The organism is Mucilaginibacter sp. cycad4 (assembly GCF_034263275.1).
Lineage (GTDB): Bacteria > Bacteroidota > Bacteroidia > Sphingobacteriales > Sphingobacteriaceae > Mucilaginibacter.
In genome coordinates this window covers 6,444,807-6,468,124 of sequence record NZ_CP139559.1, presented here as the reverse complement: position 1 = coordinate 6,468,124, position 23,318 = coordinate 6,444,807, and the positions used below count along the sequence as shown (strand labels likewise).

The window sequence follows — 23,318 nt, the reverse complement described above, 5'->3', positions numbered from 1 at the left end:
ACATAGGAGTTTTTTTATACCGTTATTTTACCTTAAGCTCTTTACCGGCTATATCTTCCCAGCGGTAATAGTGAAAAGTTTTATCGGTGCTCATTACCACAAAAATGCCATGTTTAAAAGTGTCGTTTAAAGGTGTCGCAGTTACATCACTGCCGTCACTTTGCCTTGCGGCTACGTTAGCTATCTTCAAAAGCTTATGCTCAAAAGGATTTGCTTTGGTGCCTTCCCTGCTGAAGATCTGAAAGCGGTTTGCCCCCTGGTCAGATACCAGGATGTAGCCTGTAGTATCGGTTAATTTATAAATTGAGATCCCTTCATGATCGGCATTAAAGCCTGTAGTACCGAATATAGCCAGTTCCTGATCGCCCTTTTCCGGGTCGGCATAATACTGGCGTACGCCTACTTGTTCGTCTGAGTAGTAGATATATCCCAGCTCATTATCAACAGCAATGGATTCAATTTCCTTTTTACCGCTGTATTTGCCAAACTTACGAACCAGCGTGGCTTTAACGTTGCCGGTACCATCATCCTCAAGCAAATATTGCCAGATATACCCACCCGTTTGCGGCCCACTTTTACGGCCGGCTATAGCGTACATTTTTCCATCTTTTGCAGTATAGATGGAGATGCCCATCAAATCGCGGTATTCAAAACCGGTTTCGCCAACAAATGCGTCAATGCCGCCATTATCTACGGGTTTCATATCAGGCAATGAATAGATCCGGAGTTTGTGGGTCATGCGTTCGGTAGTAATAGCAATATCAGTGGGTTTGCCGCCGAGCATTAAACCATAGGCCAGGTCAACGTTGTTTGGCCGCTTTAAGCCACGCACAACCTTATCCTTAATAATTTTACCCTGCAAGTCGAATACATAAAGCGCGCCGTCGCTGTTTTTATCGGTGCCTATGATCAGGCTTTGAGCAGGATCGGCAGGGTTGATCCATATGGCCGGATCATCGGTATCGTATAACACAGGTTCGGTAATAACCACCGGTTTTATTTCGGGTGCTGTACTGCCCGGGATGGTAAGCCCTTTACTGTGGCGTATCTGGCTTTGGCCGCAAGCGGTATTACCTATAGCTACAACAAATAATATATATGTTAATTTGCTTAATTTATTCATTGATCATTATTAAAAATGATCCTGCAGGGGAGTGCAGGATCATTGCCATGAGTTAATTATTTTGTTCCGAAAGCGCCGATGTAATTAGCCGGATCAGGAGATACATAAGTTATCCCGTTTACGGTAATCCCAGCAGCATGGTGACGGGTAAAGTTGGTTATACCATGGTTTAAGGCAGGCGAACCGCTTTGCAAATGAAAATCCCAATTGGTATCAAAAACTGCGTTCAATACGGGGGTAGATTCAGGATAGTTCACAAATTTAGGATCGTTATCGCCGGCTTTTGTACCGATAATATCGTTAACACCACCAACAATATTTGTTGACGGCTGAAACTGATCTACCGTAGTTTGATCATAACCGTAATAAAGGTTATTGCTGATAATGGTACGTTTATCTTCGGTAGATTTGGTGTCGCGTTTGATACCAAAACGGGTATTTGCAAACAGGTTGTTGTAAATATCGGCATGTACGTTATTTTCCAGCCAGATAGAACCGCCCTTTGCCGATGGCCTGCGCCAGCCGGTATTTATCATGGTGTTATTATAACAGATGATGTAAGCCTGCGGCGTACGGTCGCCCGAGTTTGATAGCTTTAAAGCATTGGTATTGGCACTGTATACCAGGTTAAAGCCAACATCAGCTAAACAACCCGATTTAAAGTTCATAGCCTCGCCACCGGTAACACCTGTGGTATAAAATGTATTGTTAGCAAAAATGATGTTACCACCTTCAATATAAGTACAATCCTCCTGAAAGTTACGTACGGTTGAATTTACAACGATAAGCTTACCGTTAACATTCGAAAACCACAGGGCCGGTAAGTTTTCGCCGGCTACGGCTTTGTAAAGCCCTTGTTTTACTGATGTTGAAGCATCAGACGTTGTATTACCGCCATACTCTAAAATGGTGTGGTCAAGCACCAGTTCGGCGCAGGTTTTAGCTGCCAGGATACCGCCCCACATTTTACCAAATTTTTTGGCGTCGGTACGGTATTCCGGGTTCACTGTTATCCTTACAGGGTTTTCGGCAGTACCTAACGAGTAAAGGTTACCTTTTACTATAAACTCCGGCTTGGCAAGGGTATCCATCAATACAGTTACACCCTCTTCAATAGTAAGTGATTTACCTTCGGGAATAATAATATCACCTTTGATGATCTGCGTACTGCCTTTGGCCCAAACGCCGGATACTTCACCACTCGCCGAACCATCGTTTGAGCTTGTATCAACATCAAGGTTAGCTTTTCTGCAACTGCTAAAGGCTATGGCCGATAGCAGCACTGCCGCGAATATTTGTTTTAGTTTCATTGTAATGCCTTTTATTTATGGTTGATAAATTTTTTTTAAAGTTTGTAGCGAACACCTATCAGGTAGGTTTGCTTATAGTAATCGCTGCGGATCAATGTTTGTCCGTTTGCTACGATGTTATCATCTTTCAGGGTAGCGTTTTCAGGGTTGGTACCTTTCAGGAACAATTTAGCCGGTGTGTTAAGCAAGTTGCCCGCTTTAATGAATACACTCAGGTTATTTTTGAAACGTTTTTCGGCCGATGCGTCCATCTGGATAAAACCGCGCTGCCAAAGGTCATTATTCAGGAACTGTGATACCGTGTTGATGCGCGGCCCGGTATAGGCTCCGGCAATTTGTGCATCCCACCCTTTTTTAGTGTCTTTATACAAAAATGACAGGTTGGCGATATGTTCTGACTGACCGTACAATGGCCTTGTTTGATTTACTGTAGTCAGGTGAGTATCACCATTGGCATCAGCGATATAAGTATCTTTGATGGTAGTGATGCGCGAATGGGTATAAGTATAATTAGCTTTTACGCCAAACTTGTTAAAAAACTTAACCAAATCAAGCTCTAATCCATAGTTTTTAGCTGTACCAAAATTGCCCGGAACATAATAAGTATCCTGACCACGGGTTGCATCCGCCTGGAAACTATACTCTATCGGGTTTTTAATCTGTTTGTAAAATACACCGGCTAAAAATTGCATGCTTGCATCAGGGAAAAGCTCATATCTTAAATCGTAATTATCGGCAATAGCATGTTTCAGGTCGGCGTTACCACGTTCATTATAGTCCTCACCTGGCCTGGTTCCTGGTATAATCTCAAAAAAGCCAGGCCTGTTAATCGATCTGAAATAAGAGGCATGCAACTGGTTTTTATCACTTAAGAAGTATTTCAAGGTTAAGCTCGGCAATACGTCTGTGTATATTTGATTACCCGTAGGGCGTGATTCACCCTGTGGGAAAAGCATGTGATAACCCTGATTAGTATGCTCAACGCGTGCCCCGCCAACTACCTGGATAGTATTTGTAGTAAATTTAAACATACCATAACCGGCACCTATCTTTTCGGATGCATCATTAGTTAATGAGTTGGCAACTGCGCCCGTCTGGTTGGTTACGTTAAAGTTTAGCTGGGTGTAATTTGTAAAATCGGTACCATATAATGCATCTGGATTGGCAGCGGTAAGGTTGTAATTGTTATAGAAGCTGCTCCGTTGTTTATCGCGGTATAAACCACCGGCAGAGAAGTCAACATTAACACCGCCAACGGGCGCGGTATAAGTCAGGTCGAGGTAGCCAGCTTTATCCTCGTCGGTGTTACGCTCCCAGCGATGAGTAAGCGATGTACCGTTTGCAAGGTAAGTACGCCTGTCAACAAAGTTTTCACGAACACCATTTAAGTCGATGGTAGTATTATTAGGGACCTCGTTTTCGGCAGAAGAATAAACTGCCGACCATTGTACCTTAAGTTTATCATTAAACAGTTTATGATCGCCGCGTAGTGTTCCGCTGTAGATTTGCTGTTCGGTAAAGCGGCTGCGGGTTGAATAACCTAACTGGGCGTTTCCTTTGTCCGGATCATAATCAGTTGAGAAATTGGTAGACTTCTCATCGCGGACCTGGATGCTGGTTAAGTTAACATAGGTATTAACAAAGCTTAGTTTATTGCGGCTGTTTAATACATAATCAAGTTTTGAAAACAAGCCGTAACGTTTTTGTTGTTCAGAATATTCCCTGTCATTCCGGCTGGTAACCGCCGCATATTGAGACGTTGGAACAACTTTAGTGTCATAAAGCACGCTATTGCTACCGCGATAAGTATTTTGGTAACTACCAGCTACCAACACGCCCAATTTGTTATTGAAAAAGCGCTGGCCTAACGACAAGCTACCAACAAGGTTTGGTGCAGGATGTTTAAGCGAATAATTTAATGTCCCGGTACCAAAATCGGCCTGTGTTGCCTGATAGGTTTTACCGTTTATTTCATAAGGGGATTTATGGTTTATACTTGAATAATCGTAGCTCATAAACTTACGATCAAAAAGTAGCTGGCTGTAACCACCTGCAATGTTAGCGTTAATTTCAAAGCGTTCAGGAGCGTCTTTCATCACCATGTTAACCACACCACCCACAGCGTCGCCTTCCAGGTTTGGGGTAAGTGTTTTATAAACTTCCAGCCTTGATAGCAGATCTGAAGGAAAAATATCAAGCGGTACGTAACGATATTTGTTATCAGGGCTTGGTATTTTAACACCGTTTACCAGCGTGTAGTTATAACGTTTATCCATACCGCGTAAAATGGCATATTGGCCATCGCCGTTAGTATTACGCTCAACCGATACACCGGATACGCGGGAGATCACATTAGCAACCGTTAAATCGGGAGATACTTCGATAGCCCTGCCCGATACAACGTTCATTACCTGTGTAGCCTGTTGCTCAATACGGCGGGCCGTTCTTTCGGTCGAGCCGTTTCTTTGTGATACAACACTAATTTCCTGCAGTTGCTTGTTCGCTTCTTCGAGGTATATTTTCAGACGGGGGGTATCATCTTTGGATATTTCAACCACCTGCACAGCCGTTGTGTACAAAATGTAAGAAACCCGTATTGTGTAAGTACCTTTGGGCACATCCTTCAATTCAAATGAACCATCGAGGCCGGTTGTCGTAGCGATCTTCGTTCGGTCGAGGCTAACGGTGGCCCCCACCATAGGCTCGCCGGTTTTCCGGTCATAAACATGACCTTTCAGCTTGGTTGCGTTAGCGGCGGTAACGCATAACAGCAGGAATAATAATGTTTGTAAGTATTTTTTCATTTTGCGAAACGATTAATGCAATTGTGATTTGCTTTTTGACGGCGCAAAAGTGTTTAAATCAGCAATACATCTGCTAAAACCTGCCGTTACAAAAAGGAAACAGCGTTACACAAGGCGTATACGCAACAGCAGCATAAAATTACAATTAATTGATTTTCAATATTATAACAAAAACCAAACCCTCCATTATCATTCAGTTACCGTTACATTAAGCTAATGTTAAGTATCGAAAAGATGTAAAATTGGAAGGTATTCGGATTACAGGGCCTGTATAAAGGTGCTGAGATTTTCGCCCTGATCGATATTGAGTTTCTTCCTTAAACGGTAACGGGCCACCCGTAAACTATCAATAGAGATGCCCAATAAACCGGCAATATCCTTCGAATCCATATTGACTTTAAGCAGGGCTATCAGGCGTAGATCTGTCGAGGTAAGATCATTGCTTTGCTGCTTCAGCTTATCAAAAAAGCTTTGGTGAACCTGTTCAAAGGCAACGGTAAATTCCTTCCAGTGCTGCTCATGATTAAAACTTTGATTTATTTGCTGTATAATTTGCTGCATCTGCCGCTTCTGATCGCGCTTATCTTCTTTTACCATATCCTGCAGTGTATTGCGCATACTCTCCAGCAACTGGTTGTTCTTGATGAGGTTTAAGGTATGAGAAGATAGCTCCTGCCCTTTGAGTTCCAGCTGCTGCTTAAGGCTTTCTTCTTCCAGTTGTTTGTTCTTCAGCTCCAGCTCCATTAAATCGCGCTGAGCCTCAAATATCGACCGGTTTTGCTCGGCCAGGGCACGCTGGTCACGCATTTTAAGGCGTTGCCTGCTGAAGGTCACAAAGCCGAGTATGACAAGCAACAGGAAAATAGTAACGCCGGCAATGGTAACTATCTGGTTGGTTTTACGGATGTTATTAAGCCGGGTAATTTCATCGCTCTTTTTATCCATATCATATAGCACCTGCAAAAATGAAGTTTGCTTGATGCTTTCTCTTGAGTAAACCTCAAGCGAGTATTTACGGCTGAGCTCCAGGTAATGATAAGCGCTATCCAGCCTGTTCAGAAGCTGATATGATTTGCCCAGGTCACGGCAGGAGGCTGCCAGCTGGTACATGTTATCTGTTTTTAATGATAACGAATATGCCTTTCTCGATTGCTGAATCCCTTCTTCATATTTACCGGTTTTCCGCAAAATATCGCCTATATTATTGATCACCTCAATACTCGCGACTTCATTATTGTACTTGTTATAGATCTCTAACGATTTTTTAAAGCAGGAATAAGACGAATCATAATTGGCCAGATCCTCATGAATACTGCCAAGGTTCTCGTATATTTTTGCCTGCCCATAATCATCTCCGATGCGCTGATAGCTGTTTAGCGCCAGGCGTTGGTAATAAAAGGAGCTGTCATACTTATGATGCTTTTCATACAGGTGGCCAATAGCACCAAAGATCTCGGCCTGGCCTTTTTTATTATTGGTTGCCTTGTATAAAGACAACGCCCTTTTATATAATTGGAATGATTTATCCGACTGCCTGTTATAATAATACAGAATCCCCATCTTGCCCCAATTTTCGGCCAGTAAATCCTTATTGCCTATCTCCCCGAATACCTTATCCGCATGCAAGTAAAAATCGAGGGCCTGCGCATAATGTCCCTGGTTAAAACAGACCTGACCCATTTGCTGCAGGCTCACGCCGGCTTTAAGGTTATCATTATCCTGAACAGCATCGGCGTGGATCTTTTTCAGTACGATCAATACCGAATCGGGATGCTGCTGCCCAAGTGACTGTAACTCCTGAAAACGACCTGTTTTGATTAATTGAGCCCAAACCATTGTACCCGATGTTAACAAAAACAGGTACAGCGTTAATTGAATAAGCCTGGTGTAGAGTTTAATCATATCTGAAAATTGAGCCTGACCACTACGCGAAAAGAAAGCCACCCTTACTACCAAAGCAGCAAGAGAGCATACAAAAGAAGCACTTCAATGTTACTTTAATGTTAACTAACTACGGCGTGTTAACTATATTACATTCAATAGGCCGCTTAACCCGCTTCTATTCTTCATCCTGGGTTTCTTTCAACTCATCTTCCTTTTTACCCTTACCCAAATGGATCAGTGGTTTATCCTGGGTTCCGGTGATAGTCATCGGGATCCCGAAAATACCGAAAGGCGGTAGTCCTAACCTGAATTTCAGGTTCAGTTTACCATCCAAACCCACCTGCCCTTCAAACCTTGGCCTGAAACCTGCAATGCGCATTTTAGTGCGCTCGATAGTCATGATATTGTTAGCTATAGTACTTTTGATATCAACCTTTTTCACATCGCCATGGCCAACACTGTCGTGCCCGGTTTGTTTACCAACAGCACTCAGCAGTTTCAACCCATATACCTTAACCTGTTTTACCGAGAGTACACCGCCGCCTTTTAATGATGGATAAACAGGTTTCATATCGCTGTTAAGCTTACCGGCCAGTTTATAATCTAAGGATACAACACCCTGCACATGCTCTGCAGAGCTGGCCATATCGTGAAACAATTTGATTTCGCGGTAAGCACGCTGAATGTCAAATTCTTTGGCGTTGATATGGTAATCAAAAAATGCTTTTTGCGGGTTGATGCTGCCGTAAGTAGCGTCCATTAGTACAGGTGCACCTATCAGGCTGAAACCGGTTTGCTTAAGTACAATTTGCCCGTTGGTGATGTTCATCGCACCTTTAGCGTCGCTGATATCCAAACCGTTATATTTCACTTTTTTTACATCGGCGGCAAAATTAAGATCGAGGTTGGAAGGCACCAGGATTACTCCCGACGATTTGGTTGGTTTGGCAGATGGCGGCAGGCCTGCAAAAGCCATAAAATCATCAGCAATGATCAAATCGCTTTTCAGGTTAAACTCACCTTTTAGTGGTGAATTCGGCTGCATAGCATAACCTATCACGTTTGACAAAGCACCATCAAGCACCACTATCGATTTACCATAGTTAGCCTTAAACTGGTCGAACTTCATTTTATCCTGGTTAAAGCTAAATACACCGTTGGTGATAAAAAACGGTTTCGGGAACAGCTCTGTTGTAAGCTTAATATTCTTCACCTTCATACTGCCTGAGTTGGCCAGTTTCTCGTAATGGCCTGTAGTAGCATCGCTTTGTTTGCCTTTCAGTTTAAAGTTGGTACTTACAAAGCCATTTACATCATATCCTTTTACTGCAAATACTTTATAAATTTTACCCAGGTCAAGGCTACCGCGCGAGGCTACATTATAATCAAGATCATCAAAGTTGCGCAGGTTGGCCCTGAGCAGGAATGGCTGTCCCTCAAAATTGAACGACACCGGCTTAATGTTCACCTTAAGACCTTTTAGCGAACCGGTATTGTTAAAAATATTCACGCTCACCTGCACATTTTGCATAGGGTGCGGGTAATATTTGGTTTGGATGTAACCGTTTTTCAGGTTGATCTCAGCATTGGTAACCGGGAAGATCCGGCGGGCAGGGATATATCTACCCTTGCTTTGCAGGTTAGCATCAAAATCGCCCCGAAAATCAATACTATCTACCGGGTAAAACTGTTTGATATCGTCTAAATGAAATTTGGCATTCAAACCGGCGTCAATTAATGCGCCAGCTTTGTTGCTTAGTTTCAAATAGCCTTTGATGTAATTATTAAGCGCATTAATATTCAGGTTACGCACATCCATGGTGGCGTTGGCAATATTATGATCGGGACAGGCGGCATCCAGATCAAAACTGATATTATTGATGGCCTGCGGTAGCTTGGTGTATTTAAAATACCCGTTCCTGAACGTCGATTTCAGTTTAAATTGAGGGATGCTGGTGATCACCGTATCTACCTTTTGCCTCAAGCCTGTCTTTTTAATACCGGTGGTATATTTACCCTCAGCTAATAAATGTAAGCCGTAGCGGCCTTTCACCTGAAATGGCTTAATCCCGAATACTTTATACCATTGCTCCAGGTCAATTTCGGTATTCACCTTGGCGTAAATGTAGGGCGATTTGATGCCCTTAAGTTTCAATACCGAACCAAAATAATCCTTACCGATATTGAAGTAAACCGAATCAACATTAACGGTCAGGCTATCCGGGTTGAGGCCGGGCAAACTGGCATCCATATTCAGGTACAGATTTTTAACGGGTGCCGGGGTATTTTTATTGGCGATGAAACCATCGCGCACTTTCATGCTGATGCTTAAATTGGGCATGATATTTTTTGACGCGATGTATTTGCCGGTAAGATCCAACTGAATAATGCCGTTACCGTTGATATCCATATCATCAACATATCTGGCATATTCGTCAGGTATGGCGGTAAAAATATCGCCAAGATCATTCTGATCGCTCCTGATCTTGAAATCCATATCATAGCCATCTTTCAAAAACTCAAACCTGCCTTTAAACTTAACCGGGAGCTGGTTGATGAGCAGATCATTTTTCTGGAAAGCGAAAGCCAATGATTTGGTATTGATACTGGTAACCAGGTCGGCATTTACCTTTTTCTTAAGCACGTAGGCTTTGTTGCCGTAATAAAAATCTACCGAAGCAGCATCTACATGGCTATAAAGATCAAAGATATCCTTGCTTAAATCACCGCTGCCTTTGTAATTAAGTTCGCGCGCGTTGATCTGCATGGGCAGCGACCGGTCGTCATATACCAAATGGCTTTTTTCTATCAGGATCTGCTCAATCCCTAACGATGCACTGGCAGTATCAGCTTTATTATCCTGCTTTGGAGGTGCCGATTTATAAACATTGTAATTGGCTTTACCGGCGCTGTCAACCTGGATATTGATCAATGCATGATCAAGATAGATCTTATTTACATTGATCTTGCTTTTAAATACCGATGAAAGATCGATAGCTAATGAAATCTCTTTTGCCGAAATCAGCGTATCATTCTGAAAAGGCACACTGCCATTCAGCACAAAATCATTAAGCGTTAGTGTTAGCGACGGGAATTTTTTAAAGAATGACAAACGCGTGCCTGAAAAAGAAAGCTTGCTGTTTACGCTGCCAGCCGCCCATTGTTTAATTTTTTGAGTTACCGTTTCGGGGAAAAGGTAAGGCAACAGGAACATCAACAGCAACAAACTCACAATAGTAATGGCGCTTATTTTAAGCGTTTTAACCAATATTTTTTTCAAGGGGAGCGGCATAGAAATTATTATAGCTAACGAAGCATGAAAGTAATCATAAAACGCAATTATTTAATATCAAATAATGATGATTGTAATGTTATGGAAAAGTGATGGTTAACCTGAAGTGGTACGGTAATAACACCCACCACAAGCTACCTGCCACAGGTAAAACGAGCCCCTTACCTTTACTGCTCGAGGTTACCTTTACTGCTCGAAGTTTAGCGACAGCGTAACTTCGTCCCAAAATGATGGAAGCATTCTGCTTCCGTAGCCTTGCCATGTTTTAGTGCAATAATGTTTTTAGGGTTAAGCTGAAAGCTTAACCTGTTTTAGGACGAAGTTACGCTACCGCTAAACTTCGACCAGGACGGGCTGTAATAACAAAGGGCCCGCTATGCAAGCCCTTTGTTAATTGGATAGAATAAAATTACTGACTTATTTAGCCGCCAGTTTATCCCGTAAGGTTTTCATATAATAACCGCCAATCACGCTGCGGGCCTGGAAGCCTACCATTTTACCGTTGGTAGTTTCGTGCCAGTCGCTTAGTGGTACGCGCGATGAGGTTTCGGTAGCAAATTTGTAAACCGGAGCAACTAAAGCGTTGAAATCAGCTTTGTTATCAGCCATTGCTGCTGTCCACAGGATCCAATCGCTTTTGGTGTAAGTTTTACGGCTATCCAATGGCAAACCAAAAGCATTTTGATGAGCAAGGTAGAATTTAAGCTCTGTGTCATACACTTTTTGAGGGAACAATTTCAAGCCCAACACTTTATCCCAAACCATGTTATATTTCTGGCTCCAGGTGTCTTTGCTGTCAAATACCAGGCCGTAGTGGTCGCCCGCATTGGCCTTTTCTTCCCACTTTTTAGCCATATCTTTAGCCATCGCTTTGTACTTTTTGGCGGTAGCCGCGTCGCCTAACATACCTGCTAATTCGCCATAAGCATCAATAGCTACGATGGCTTTTACCGATAAGTTGGCATTGTGCGCAAGGTGACCGGCAAAGTCATCAGTACATAATTGACTACCCGGATCAAAGCCTGATTTGGCAAGGTACTCTGTCCAGATGGTTAACGTTTTCCAGTGTTTTTTTGCATAGTTGGCGTTGCCTTCAACTTTTGCTAAAGCAGCATTAAGAATGATCATGTTCCCGCTTTCTTCTACCGGCATATCTTCGCCATAAGTTTGGCCGTTAGCCAATGGGTAGGTACCCAAATCGTGCGATGAATATGGTTTATTCCATTTACCGCTTTCGCTGAAGTAGAAAATACCATTCATCATACCCTTCAATAAATCAGGATTGTAAAGCAGGTACATTGGAGCAGATGGGTAAGTAATGTCTACCGTATTGATTGAGCCATTGCTGAAGTTTTCTTTAGACAAGAACAACAATTCGCCTTCAGGGCTTTTAACCACCTGGTGCGCGGCTATGCTTTGGCGGTAAGCCATTACGCATAATTTAGCGTATTTTTCACCACCGGCTTTAACAGCATCGGCCCAGATTTTAGCATCTGTTTTTACACATGTGCCTATCACCTTAGCGTAAGCTTTGGTAGCATCACTCAATACGCCTTCAATAGTTGCACCCGGAGTATTCCTCCACCATGGCCTTAAATTGTTTTTGAAGTATTGAATAGCATAGATATCATCATACCCAACAGAAATAAATTTAGATACCGGGGTAGCGGTCACTTTGCCAAATGGCAATACGGTGTTCAGCATGAACTGTTTTCCGGTTGCGGTGGCAGTACCGGTTTGAGCTCCCATAAAGGCAGATACAGCATCGCCTTCGGGAGTAATGTATTGTTTAGCGCCTGCTGTTGACGAAGCAACATAAACATAGCCCCAGTCAATACGCAGGTTATCACCTTTTTTCTGTAATACAGGTTGTTCAACAGTACCGGCTTTTAACAACTTAAGGCCGTTTTGGCTGTATTTTGATGCCGTAACTTCCTGTGATGGCGTATTTACAGCGAGATTACTTGATACCCCCTGGTAGATCTGAACATCATGCGCTTTACCATCGGTTGATTTCAATTGGTAAGTAATGTAAGATACCGGGGTAGTGAACAATTTCAGATCGCTCATAACCAGTGGCGAAGTGAAGGTAAGTTTCAGGTTTACCTCGCCTGCTTTAAAGTTATATACTGTTTGGGTAGCAGTAACTTTAACACTGGTTTGCTCGACCAGTTTAACGGCTTCGTCATCCTTGCTCAATACTTCTTCGGCAAGACCAGCGTCAATAAACGAGCCACCACCGGTGTTTTTGCAATGGATAGCCAAAACATTTTCGCCTACTTTTAAATTTGATTTTGCGCCGGCCGGCAATGCAACAGTTTCAAAATCGCCGTTAGCGCCACCTTCAGCAGCAATCTGCTGGCCATTCAGGTACACTTCAGCTTCATCATCATGATAAATTTTCAACATTAAACGGCCTTTTGGTAATTCGGCAATATTGAATTTACGACGAACCCAAATGTCTTTACCTCTCCAGTCGGTGCCTTTGCTTGCGCGCTCATCACCAAATGGAGCAGCGCTGCTTTTCCATGCCTGATCATTAAAGCCTGGTTTTTCCCAGCCTGCCGCCGGGGCAGTTTCGGCCTGGTACTGGCCGGTGTATGATTTTTCGTCGGTAGCGGCCAAAATGGTTTTATAATTAACGGCCGATGCTCCCATAAAACGGTAGTAATTGCCATCAACCTTAATAAGGCCCAATAATGATTGGTCTTTCCCTGTCCAGTGTTTGGTGGTCGACTCATTCAGCTTATCCGTGTTTGACCAGATGCTGAAATAAGTGTTGTGCGTGATCAGCGGATAGGACGGCATCTTATCCTGAGCTAACGCTGTTTGTGCAACAAACGACGCTGCCAATCCGGAAACGAGCAGGTACGTTTTTTTGAAAATGCGATTCATAAATTACGTTTTACTTTTGGGTTTTATTTAGTGTTGGGTTTTTATTATTTACTCTTATTTCCCGGCTTTGGAAAAACCTGGTGTGTATTTGCCCAGCTATGCCAAAGGCTATCCAACTGGTGCACCTTATCCGGATATTTCGATTTCAGATCGGTAGTTTCGGTTTTATCCTGCGACAGATCGTACAAATGCCAGGTAGTATCATTACTTAGCGATACCAGCTTCCAGTTTCCTGAACGCGCATACCGTGCTCCAAAGTGCTCGTTAAACAGATCTTCATGGCCTGCGGTCTGTTTGCCTTTAAAGCTTGGCACAAGGCTGATACCGGTAGTCGGCGGAATATTATGCCCTTTATAGATTTTAGGATATTTAGCCCCGGCCAGTTCAACAAAGGTGCTCATGAAGTCCATCACATGGCCTACATGATCATTAAAACCTCCCCTGTTGGCAACAATTCCCTTCGGCCAAAAGGCGATCATCGGCGTGTGGATACCGCCCTCGTATGATTCGGCCTTCCAATATTCATACGGGGTGTTAGCTACATTTGCCCAACGGGGACCGATAGATGAATAAGTAGTTTCCGGACCGGGCAAAGCTTCCTTTTTTGTGGCATAGACAATTTTCCGCCCGTCGCGTGTTTCGTTAGGGCGATCAAAGCCCGGACCATAAGCAGCGCAGTTTTCAGCACTGGCGCCATTATCTGAAAGGAAAACAATAAGCGTATTATCCAGTTGACCGGTTTCCTTCAGTGTTTTGATGATACGACCGATGCCCTGGTCCATCCTGTCGATCATAGCGGCATGAACCGCCATTGCCATGGCATCCCATTCTTTATTAGGATTGTTTTCCCATTGCAGATCGCCTTTCCAGCGGTTGGGTAGCTTTGTTTTTGCGGGATCAATAAGGCCAAGCTTCACCATTTTTTTGTATCTCGCTTCGCGGATTACCTGCCAGCCCGCTTTGTATGTGTCTTTGTATTTCGCAATATCCCCGGGTTTTGCCATCAGCGGCCAGTGCGGTGCATTTTCAGCAACGTACAAAAAGAATGGCTTTAACGATTTAGCGTAGCCCTTGATATAGGCCACCGCCGTATCGTTAATGGCATCTGTATGATAGTAGTTTTTGGGGACAGTTTTAATGGGGACAGTACCGCTAACCAAGCTAAAGGGATCATAAAAATCAACCACGCCCCAAATGGTACCAAAAAATTTCTCGAACCCGCGGCTGGTTGGGTACTGGCTAATGGGCGAAAAATCGCCAAAGTCTTTATGATGGTTTAACCAGGCCATCTGGTCCTGCGGGTCAGGCTGCCCATTGGTGTTGGATACATGCCATTTGCCCGACATGGCTGTGTGGTAACCTGCGGATTTCAAAACTTCGGCAAGGGTAACTGCATTATCGGTAATGTGGCCAAGGTAGCCGGGTTGGTCTTCGGCATCGGTCATTTTGCCTATGCCTGCCTGTTGATTGTATAAACCTGTAAGTAGGGACGCCCTTGTAGGGCAACAACGCGATGTGTTATAGAATTGCCTGTACCGGATACCATTTTGCGCAAGATAATTGATATTAGGTGTATTAACCTCGCCGCCATAACAGCCCAGATCAGAAAAACCCATATCATCGGCCAGGATCACGATAATATTCGGGCGTTTCCTTACCGGCTCAGGCTGATTCACGGCTTTAGTTTGCCATGCAGCTGAAACAAGCACTATTGCACCGGTACAAAATAAACCGGCATATAGTTTATATTTATTCATAGGCGATCAAATTACCTGCGCCGGAGCTGGTTAAATTTACGTTTTCAATAAAGCAGGAAGGTTAAAAATGACCGGGGCTTTTATGCATGAACATACAGCACAACGGACAGTTTTGCACCTTCCAAATTAAAGCAATCATTTTACACAAAACGGCTCAATCATTAGTAAAATCGTATCATTTTTGTGATGAACTTTAAAATCAACCGTAAGGCATATGAGCTTATATACATCACTCTCTGCAAGACTAAAAACCCAGCACCTCACCATAGAACAATTGGTTGCCGGCATAAGCAATGATAAATTAATTACGCCACCGACACCCGGCAAATGGAGCGCTTTAGATAACATAGCCCACCTGGCACGCTACCAGAAAATATTTACCGGCCGGATGCATCAGATTCTTAATGAAGATACACCTGTATTTGACCGCTACAACGGTGATCTTGATCCTCAGTTTTCGCCTTTCAGATCAATGAATTTGGCAGAGCTGCTGAATATAATTAACGCGGACAGGACAACAATTATAAACCTGTTGTCAGGACTTACCGACACCGAATTATCGCGCATTGGCGTACACCCTAAGTATGGCAGGCTTACCATTTTAAAATGGGCCGAGTTTTTCATATTGCATGAGGCCCATCATTTATTTACCATATTTCAATTAGTTAACGGTACCGAATAGTTTTGACAACAAAAAAGGCAGCCCAATGAGCTGCCTGTAGTTTCTATTAAAGTTTTTATTTACTGTGCCAACTTAACCTCAACACGACGGTTAAGCACACGGCCATCTTCGGTAGTGTTATCAGCTATCGGTTTGCTTTCGCCCCAGCCTTTTACAGTAAGGTTATCCCCATTAACGCCGCTGTTTACCAAATACAGTTTTACAGAGTTTGCCCTATCTACAGATAATGACATGTTATGCTCGGCTGTACCTTCGGCAGAAGCGTTGCCATTTAAAACAAACTTAGCCGATGGGTCTAATTTCAATTCTTTAACAATATGATCTAAAGTTTGGTACGAAGCAGTTTTTAACACTGCTGAGTTAAACTCAAACTGGATATTGCTGAAATTATAATCTGGTTTCTCCGGTGCAGGAGCAGGGGCCGGCGGAGGAGCTGGCGCCGGTTTTGGTGCAGGCGGAGGTGTTGCAGCTTGTTGTGTTGGCTGGGCCGGTGGCGGTGTTTGCACAACCGCTTTTTTGGTTTTGCAGGCTTGGGTAGTGATAGCTAAAACAGCTATTGCAAGAGCTAATAAAGGTGTTTTTAGAGTTTTCATATCTAATGATTTGCGTAAACATAAAAAACGTTGGCATAATGTTTATAGTGCCCAACCATAATTTTATGGCTGAATAACGCTTTTTACATACTGATGTAGATTATTTAATCAATAGTTATGCCATTTGCCTTGGAGAGCCTGCAAATCCTAATAAAGAATAAATGCGCTAAGAGCTTTTTACTTCAACGTTATCGTGAAAAAACGGCTCCGCCAATCCCCTACATACCAAAAACAATTATCCACTATTCTTATCTTGTCGGCACCATTATAAACCATTACCATGAAAAAATTATTTGCTGCAATATTAATTGCTGTTATAATCCTTAGTCAATTTGCATTTACGCTCAAACCATTAAAACCAGATAAATCTCCTGCAGAAAAAGCTGCCGAACAAACCCTCAAAAAACAAATGATGACCGAAGCTGCGTGGGCCATGCAACAACAGCCTGTTACGGTAACTGCGTCATCCTCACCAAGGAGCGCCGGCGGCAAGCACGACTTTTTTTCGGAAGCCGATTATTTCTGGCCCGATCCCAAAAACCCGGATGGCGCATACATTAACCGTGATGGCATGACCAACCCTGATAACTTTATAGAACACCGTAAAGCCATGATCCGCTTTAGCAAGATCATCGGCTCCCTGGCATCGGCCTATAAAATAACCGGCGATGTAAAATATGTTAAACAGGCTGTTATCCACCTTAAAGCCTGGTTTATTGATCCCGAAACATTGATGAACCCAAGCCTATGGTTCGCCCAGGCAGTTAAAGGGCAGTTCACCGGCCGTAATTATGGCATCATCGACACCATTCACCTCATGGAAGTTGCACAGGGTGTTATCGTTATGGAAAAGGCGATAGATGCCGAAACTGCGGCCGCTGTTAAAAAATGGTTTACCGACTATACCCAATGGCTCATGACCAGCAAACCCGGTATGCAGGAAAGGGATGTTAAAAATAACCACGCCACCTGCTGGGCCATGCAGGTGGCCTCCTTTGCCAAACTTTGTAAAAATGAGGTAGTGCTTGATTCGATTCGCATACGATATAAAACCATATTACTCCCCCGCCAGATGGGCCCCGACGGCAGTTTCCCTTTAGAGCTGGCACGTACTAAACCCTATGGCTATTCTATTTTCAATCTGGATGCCATGACCATGCTATGCCAGATCCTTTCAAGTCCGCAGGATAACTTATGGAACTTTGAAACACCGGATGGCCAATCCATCAAAAAAGGCATAACTTACTTATATCCATTTGTGGCAGATAAAAGTAAATGGACTTTAAAACCCGACGTAATGTATTGGGATAACTGGCCAATTGCACAGCCTTCCCTGCTTTTTGGTGCTAATGCCTACCATGAAAAAGCATGGTTAACAACCTGGCAAAAACTGGATCATAACCCTCAGGTTGAAGAAGTTATCCGGAATTTACCCATCAGGCACCCGCTTATCTGGTTTTAAACCGGGTAAGTGATTTTCCCCATCAACGCTTTTTCCTGTCTATAATAATATATAAACTGTGAGTTAAGCGTATCATCAAAATATTTTTTTATCGGGAAGGCGGGTTTTCTCTGTATATCATCACACTACAAAAGCACTACTACGCTTGTGATTGAATCGTATTGAGGTTATTATAAGGTATTTACAATAAGATGTTTATATAATTTTACTCATACAAAAACATCTGTTACACCTATTAACGCGCCTTTCCTGGTATTAGTATGCGATATTCATAAGTATCATGAATTTGGTTAACAGGTTTGTGTTTTATTGCCCGGCTCATTTATAAACCAAATAATACATCTAAAACCACTTAACAAATTAACTTATGAGATCGAAATTTAACTCTTACCTCCTTGGCCTGATCCTAGCCGCCCTCGCAGCGCTATCATCCTGTAAAAAGGACAACATGAACCAGTTTAAAACCGGCGGTGATTCTAACAGCGATAGCAGTAAGCCGGTTACTATTAACAATGCAGTACCTATTGCCTCATTTAAAGTAATAGGCTACCTGCCCAGCTGGCAGGGCGATGTAAATACGGTACAATACAGTAAACTAACCCATATTAATTACGCTTTTCTTACCCCCACCAATACCGGGGGACTGAACCCGCTTGATAACCTTTCAAAATTCACCAGCCTGGTATCAAACGCACACAGCCACAATGTTAAAGTAATGATATCTGTTGGCGGTGGCGGCGGCGGCGATGCCTTCCATCCTATTGTTGCCAATGCCGGTTACCGTACCACTTTTGTTAATAATATGGTTAACTTTTGTAACCAGTACAATGTTGATGGTGTGGATATCGACTGGGAATTCCCATCGGCAGGTACCGAAACCAATAACTTTTATTTATTACTGCAGGAACTATCAACTGCCATGCATAACAGCGGCAGGTTATGTACCATCGCCTCCATCTCGGTTGGGGCTACTTATGTTACCAGCAATATGTTCTCCATCCTCGACTGGATCAACGTCATGGATTATGACGACAACAACTTCCAGCACTCAACCTACCAATCGGCTGTTGATTGTTTAAGTTACTGGGCAGGCCGCGGTTTACCTGCTGCCAAAACTATTCTGGGCGTTCCGTTTTATGCCAGGGATAACCGGTACGATTATTCAACCAAAAACTATATAGATGTATTGGCGGCCGGTGGCAGTCCCAACTCGGATACTTTTCAAACTTTTGGCTATAATGGTATCCCAACCATTAAAAGCAAAACCACCTTGGCCCTTAACCAGGCAGGGGGTATGATGATCTGGGATCTGGGCGGCGATGCTTCAGGTGCCAACTCCCTGCTTTCGGCCATGAACAATATTATTACCGGGGGCACTACCAATCCTCCGCCAACTCCTCCGATAGGCACCGTAATTTCGCTTAAAGGCTTTAACGGCAAATATGTAAGCGGCGAAAACGGTACCCAGGCCATGACCTGCACCCGCACCACCGCCGGCGACTGGGAGCATTTCACCGTACTTGACGCAGGCAGCGGCAAAATCTATCTGCGCAGCATGGGTAAATATGTATCATCAGAAAACGGTACCCAGGCCATTACCTGTAACCGAACCACACCAAGCGACTGGGAAAAGTTTGACTGGATTGTTACCACCGATGGCAAAATAACGCTGAGGGGTAACAACGGCAAATTCATCTCCAGCGAAAACGGAACGCAGGCTATGACCTGTAACCGGGCTACCGCATCGGGTTGGGAAGCATTTGGGTTGAATCAATAAACTATTAACTGCTTATACAAGAGGAGGCTGTATCATAAATCATGAACAGCCTTTTTTTTACTTATTCAGATAGTTAAGCGATATATAGTTTTAGGTTGGATTGACTTTACTAACCAAAGCCTGTATAGTTAAAATAGGATTTACTCACAAATCTGTATAGCTATTTCCGGGCGAGCCAAAGGGGGTTAACAGGGTTAACATAATTCAGGGTTAACATTTTCTTATATTATTAACAATCAGATAGTTGAATGTTTTTTATGAAAAAAACATGTTAACCCCCTTTTTGTATAAATATTATCGGCTAAATTTCAATTCATAGGTAACACAACACCGAGAGTGGTCAATTTTATTTATGATACAGCCTCTGTTTTTCAGAGGATTGGTACATTCTTTCGATGTATTTTTACTTCGCGAACCTCGGTGGCAGGTTGGTTGCAGCTCCCATCATTTTTATTTTGTAGCGATAACCTCCGCCAAAAGAATCCTCTTCTTTTAAAAACTCATGGTTCTTTTTGCTGATCCAGTAGGTTTCGGTAAAATGCCGGCCATTGTAATCGCTTTCGTTATACAGTTTCCAGCAATCAACCTTATTACCATCCAATGTGGTAATCACCTCGCTGCCGGTTACTTTGTATAAAACATAAAGCGGTGCAGGGATCCCGGCCTCATAAAAGGGGATAGCAAAACTTTTGCCTTCGGCAAGCGGTAACATCTCGAAGGTTTCAATGTCTAAATTCCAGTTAAAGTTGGCGAAGGTACAATCAAGCTTAAAATTCTTAGCCTCGTTATTGGCAACGGTGTCTGCACTTATCACTTTATCAGCAGCCCAGTTAAAGGCTTTTGTTTTTTTGTCGATGGTTTCTGAATGATAAATCGGCGCAAAATCCGCTGCTTTATTAATAGAATAGATAGAGCGATACGATAAGCTGTCGCTGCCATACCAGTGTTGGGTTATAGTAAATACCTTTTCACCGTTACGGGTTTCGAGGTTTATATCGCGCAGCCAGAGCCAAAATTTCAGGCTCCGGTTGTCCCTTGGGTTTTGAAAATACACAAGGTATTGCTTTAGCCCGGGTTTAAGCTTCGATGTAAGCAAGCGTTTGTCTTTTACGCGGATGGTATCAGTTTGAGCAAATACTTTAGGCGTATGCGATAGCAGCAGTAACAGGCTAAGGCTTACAGCTACTATTTTTTCGGCTAATTGTTCGGTTTTCATAATAATTTGATGATTTGATAAGGATACTTTTCTGTTAACAATTCAAAACTGCCCTTTATCAACCGCCCGGTAAAATCGGTTAAACCACTGCCGCGTTCTTTTTAGCCTAATACTGTATTTATTCAATAATGTGCCTGCGGGCCAGCTTATTGAACATTCAGGGCCATCTATTGAATAAATGCCGGCAACGATTTAAAACCGGCATCAACAAACAAAAAGCTTAGTAATTTTAAAAATGCAACTATTTAAAACCCGCCCATCCATTATACAACTCCAGCTTTTGATATGGTTAGCGGTGTCGCTGTTGCTGTTTTTTTCTTATCTGCCGATGGACGGAGTGGGGCAATCGGCCGTTTATACCATTGTTAACACCACGTTTTACGCGGCTATTATATATGGTAACATCCTGTTCCTGTACCCTGTGTTTTACCAAAAGGAAAAATATGTGTGGTATGTATTACTTGTGATCATTTTTTTAGTAGCAACAGGTGTACTCCGTGGTTATTCAACCCTGCTTATTTATAATACTTTTTTTGCTAAAACACCCGAACATATCAGCCAAAAAGCCATCATTAATTATGTTTCGGGCGGAGTGCTCATTTTTATTATGAGCCTAATCTTTCGTATAGCAATAGCCTATTTTAAGTTAAAGCAGCAAACCGAAGAGATTATGATCCAAAAAAGCCAGGCCGAACTAAACCTGCTTAAATCACAAGTGCAGCCGCACTTTTTGTTCAATACGCTTAATAATATTTATTACGAGGCTTACCGTGAAGCCCCCCGTACCGCGGCATTAATTGAGCGGCTTTCGGACATTATGCGCTATTTTGTTGATGAAAGCCCCAAGGATGATGTAGCCATCGGTACCGAAGTGCAGTTTATTGAAAATTACATTGCGTTAGAAAAAATCAGGATCAGGCACGAGGTAGTTGTTTTTTTTGAAAAGAATTTCAATTCAGATCTTCGCATCCCTCCTATGCTGCTCATGACCTTTGTAGAGAATATTTTCAAGCACGGCATCGATAAATCGAGCGAGCAAAACCTTATTGGTATATCTTTGGTTCAGCAGGGTGATTACCTTTTTTTTAAAACCAATAACGCTATCCACACCGAAGTAGCAAGCAAGCGGGCTGCCGGTTTTGGCATTGTCAACTTAACCAAAAGGCTGACCATGCTGTACGGATCAAATTTTGACCTGAAAATTGATAAAAGTAACAACACCTTTGCGGCGTTTTTAAAGATCCCGGTAGCATGAACTTAAGCTGTATCATAATTGATGATGAACCTAATGCGGTAAACCTGCTGGAAATCCTGGTGCAGCAAAGTACGCAGTGGCAGCTTAAAGCCAAATGTTATAACGCGCTTGAGGCACTGGGCTTTTTAAAAACCAATAAGGTTGATTTTATTTTTCTGGATATCAACATGCCGCAGCTAACGGGCATGGAGCTTGCAGGCCTGTTGCCGCCACAAACCAAAATTGTTTTCACCACTGCCTACTCAGAATATGCTGCCGAAAGCTATACCTATCAAACTATCGATTACCTGCTGAAACCTATCACACTGAAACGTTTCCTGGCAGCCATGCAAAAGATCGAAGCGTATTTTGGCAAGTCCGAACCTGTAATTCAGCAAACCCCTGTTCATGATGAGGGTTATTTCTTTATAAAATCGGGCAAGGTATTGCGCCGGATATTGCTCGATGACATTTTATACTTTGAAGGCGAAAAGGAATATGTGAGGCTGGTAACCGGGCAGGAACAGCTACTTATTTATCGCCGGCTTAAAGATATTGAAGAACAACTTTCGGCCCCTTTTGTACGCGTTCACAACTCCTATATTGTAAATACCAAACAGCTGGTAAAAATTCAGGATAACCATATTTATATTGCCAATAAACATATCCCCGTGAGTGAAAAATTTAAGGATGGTTTTATGGCTATAATTAATAAAAGGATATTTTAACCGTGTAACATATGATAATGACGAACGCGTTCAGTCTTTAAAAACCTTTCCAGCAATCATGTTGTCTTTTTTTAAGGCGAAATTGTGTTGGCTATCGAAATAATAATGTTCACTGTTGCGATATTCGCCTAAATTGATAGTATCAAACTCATCCAGGTTCAAAGTGCGCATTATTCCTATTTCTGCCAGTGCAATATTTATGGACCGGCCGTGCCATGCGAGGATTCCGTTTTTATATAAAGCGGCATACTGATCGCCGATCCCTGCAAAATAATCTGTTTTGATTAACGCGTAATCATTTAAATTCAATTCGCGTGCAAAATAATGAATTAGCTCGCAGTCCCATTCAAGATCCTCAATAGTCGAATCGCAACTCAGATTCAATTTACCTGACCAATACAAAACCGAGTCCCAATCAAGTACTACAATGGCGTAACCCAATTCATAAGCAATAGCAAGGCCATATGCTTTTGCCTTTTCTTCATTAATAGGCCCCTTCCCGATAATTGCGTCTATGTGATGCCCCATGATAATCCAAAATTACTTCTGTCAAAGATATTC

Annotated in this window: 15 protein-coding genes; 5 read left to right on the top strand and 10 right to left on the bottom strand. The window is 42.8% G+C overall.

All coding sequences use genetic code 11. The features are described 5' to 3' along the window. Positions 1-22 precede the first annotated feature (22 nt). The 7 genes from SNE26_RS26810 to SNE26_RS26780 all read right to left on the bottom strand — a co-directional run bounded on the left by SNE26_RS26810 (position 23) and on the right by SNE26_RS26780 (position 15,065). Positions 23-1,123, bottom strand: a complete 1,101-nt coding sequence (locus SNE26_RS26810) for a phytase (protein ID WP_321556912.1) — start codon at positions 1,121-1,123, stop codon at positions 23-25. Between the two features lie 56 nt (positions 1,124-1,179). After that, positions 1,180-2,433, bottom strand: coding sequence for a right-handed parallel beta-helix repeat-containing protein (locus tag SNE26_RS26805; RefSeq protein ID WP_321556911.1), 1,254 nt, complete (start codon positions 2,431-2,433; stop codon positions 1,180-1,182). A 35-nt stretch (positions 2,434-2,468) separates the two neighbouring features. Beyond that, the gene (locus SNE26_RS26800; RefSeq protein ID WP_321556910.1) at positions 2,469-5,237 is read right to left on the bottom strand and encodes a TonB-dependent receptor domain-containing protein; all 2,769 of its coding nucleotides are present in this window, start codon (positions 5,235-5,237) and stop codon (positions 2,469-2,471) included. 258 nt (positions 5,238-5,495) lie between these two features. Next, on the bottom strand, positions 5,496-7,139 hold the full coding sequence (locus SNE26_RS26795; protein WP_321556909.1) for a tetratricopeptide repeat protein: 1,644 nt from the start codon (positions 7,137-7,139) through the stop codon (positions 5,496-5,498). 157 nt (positions 7,140-7,296) lie between these two features. Then, positions 7,297-10,413, bottom strand: coding sequence for an AsmA family protein (locus SNE26_RS26790; RefSeq protein ID WP_321556908.1), 3,117 nt, complete (start codon positions 10,411-10,413; stop codon positions 7,297-7,299). Between the two features lie 417 nt (positions 10,414-10,830). Continuing rightward, entirely contained in the window at positions 10,831-13,308 is a 2,478-nt protein-coding gene (locus SNE26_RS26785; protein ID WP_321556907.1) for a glutaminase domain-containing protein, read from the bottom strand. Between the two features lie 44 nt (positions 13,309-13,352). Next, positions 13,353-15,065: an arylsulfatase gene (locus tag SNE26_RS26780; RefSeq protein ID WP_321556906.1), complete on the bottom strand. Its 1,713-nt coding sequence runs from the start codon at positions 15,063-15,065 to the stop codon at positions 13,353-13,355. Positions 15,066-15,279: 214 nt separating this feature from the next. On the opposite strand from SNE26_RS26780, the gene SNE26_RS26775 reads away from it, so the two are divergent. Beyond that, positions 15,280-15,747: a DinB family protein gene (locus tag SNE26_RS26775; RefSeq protein WP_321556905.1), complete on the top strand. Its 468-nt coding sequence runs from the start codon at positions 15,280-15,282 to the stop codon at positions 15,745-15,747. Positions 15,748-15,806: 59 nt separating this feature from the next. Here SNE26_RS26775 and SNE26_RS26770 read toward each other — a convergent pair whose 3' ends face one another. After that, positions 15,807-16,340 (bottom strand): OmpA family protein, encoded by a 534-nt coding sequence (locus SNE26_RS26770; protein ID WP_321556904.1) that lies wholly within the window; start codon positions 16,338-16,340, stop codon positions 15,807-15,809. Between the two features lie 280 nt (positions 16,341-16,620). Here SNE26_RS26770 and SNE26_RS26765 point away from each other — a divergent pair, with 280 nt between their 5' ends. Both SNE26_RS26765 and SNE26_RS26760 read left to right on the top strand, forming a co-directional pair. Next, a complete protein-coding gene (locus SNE26_RS26765; RefSeq protein WP_321556903.1) occupies positions 16,621-17,802 on the top strand; it encodes an alginate lyase family protein in 1,182 nt (393 codons plus the stop codon). 367 nt (positions 17,803-18,169) lie between these two features. Continuing rightward, the gene (locus tag SNE26_RS26760) at positions 18,170-19,579 is read left to right on the top strand and encodes a glycosyl hydrolase family 18 protein (protein ID WP_321556902.1); all 1,410 of its coding nucleotides are present in this window, start codon (positions 18,170-18,172) and stop codon (positions 19,577-19,579) included. 403 nt (positions 19,580-19,982) lie between these two features. Here SNE26_RS26760 and SNE26_RS26755 read toward each other — a convergent pair whose 3' ends face one another. Then, complete coding sequence (locus SNE26_RS26755) at positions 19,983-20,795, bottom strand: hypothetical protein (protein WP_321556901.1); 813 nt, start codon at positions 20,793-20,795, stop codon at positions 19,983-19,985. Between the two features lie 235 nt (positions 20,796-21,030). On the opposite strand from SNE26_RS26755, the gene SNE26_RS26750 reads away from it, so the two are divergent. Together SNE26_RS26750 and SNE26_RS26745 are read left to right on the top strand one after the other, a co-directional pair. Further along, a complete protein-coding gene (locus tag SNE26_RS26750; protein WP_321556900.1) occupies positions 21,031-22,050 on the top strand; it encodes a sensor histidine kinase in 1,020 nt (339 codons plus the stop codon). Further along, positions 22,047-22,757, top strand: a complete 711-nt coding sequence (locus SNE26_RS26745; RefSeq protein WP_321556899.1) for a LytTR family DNA-binding domain-containing protein — start codon at positions 22,047-22,049, stop codon at positions 22,755-22,757. Before SNE26_RS26750 ends, SNE26_RS26745 begins: the two co-directional genes overlap by 4 nt. Positions 22,758-22,787: 30 nt before the next feature. Here the strand turns inward: SNE26_RS26745 and SNE26_RS26740 are convergent, their stop codons facing one another. Further along, a complete protein-coding gene (locus tag SNE26_RS26740) occupies positions 22,788-23,285 on the bottom strand; it encodes a hypothetical protein (protein WP_321556898.1) in 498 nt (165 codons plus the stop codon). Between the last annotated feature and the right edge of the window lie 33 nt (positions 23,286-23,318).

Excerpts from the sequence above, each read along its gene's own strand:
- SNE26_RS26765 (WP_321556903.1), top strand. The coding sequence starts at position 16,621 with ATGAAAAAATTATTTGCTGCAATATTAATTGCTGTTATAATCCTTAGT.
- SNE26_RS26755 (WP_321556901.1), bottom strand. The coding sequence starts at position 20,795 with ATGAAAACCGAACAATTAGCCGAAAAAATAGTAGCTGTAAGCCTTAGC.
- SNE26_RS26790 (WP_321556908.1), bottom strand. The coding sequence starts at position 10,413 with ATGCCGCTCCCCTTGAAAAAAATATTGGTTAAAACGCTTAAAATAAGC.
- SNE26_RS26795 (WP_321556909.1), bottom strand. The coding sequence starts at position 7,139 with ATGATTAAACTCTACACCAGGCTTATTCAATTAACGCTGTACCTGTTT.
- SNE26_RS26810 (WP_321556912.1), bottom strand. The coding sequence starts at position 1,123 with ATGAATAAATTAAGCAAATTAACATATATATTATTTGTTGTAGCTATA.
- SNE26_RS26775 (WP_321556905.1), top strand. The coding sequence starts at position 15,280 with ATGAGCTTATATACATCACTCTCTGCAAGACTAAAAACCCAGCACCTC.
- SNE26_RS26750 (WP_321556900.1), top strand. The coding sequence starts at position 21,031 with ATGCAACTATTTAAAACCCGCCCATCCATTATACAACTCCAGCTTTTG.
- SNE26_RS26780 (WP_321556906.1), bottom strand. The coding sequence starts at position 15,065 with ATGAATAAATATAAACTATATGCCGGTTTATTTTGTACCGGTGCAATA.
- SNE26_RS26760 (WP_321556902.1), top strand. The coding sequence starts at position 18,170 with ATGAGATCGAAATTTAACTCTTACCTCCTTGGCCTGATCCTAGCCGCC.
- SNE26_RS26805 (WP_321556911.1), bottom strand. The coding sequence starts at position 2,433 with ATGAAACTAAAACAAATATTCGCGGCAGTGCTGCTATCGGCCATAGCC.
- SNE26_RS26740 (WP_321556898.1), bottom strand. The coding sequence starts at position 23,285 with ATGGGGCATCACATAGACGCAATTATCGGGAAGGGGCCTATTAATGAA.
- SNE26_RS26785 (WP_321556907.1), bottom strand. The coding sequence starts at position 13,308 with ATGAATCGCATTTTCAAAAAAACGTACCTGCTCGTTTCCGGATTGGCA.
- SNE26_RS26745 (WP_321556899.1), top strand. The coding sequence starts at position 22,047 with ATGAACTTAAGCTGTATCATAATTGATGATGAACCTAATGCGGTAAAC.
- SNE26_RS26800 (WP_321556910.1), bottom strand. The coding sequence starts at position 5,237 with ATGAAAAAATACTTACAAACATTATTATTCCTGCTGTTATGCGTTACC.
- SNE26_RS26770 (WP_321556904.1), bottom strand. The coding sequence starts at position 16,340 with ATGAAAACTCTAAAAACACCTTTATTAGCTCTTGCAATAGCTGTTTTA.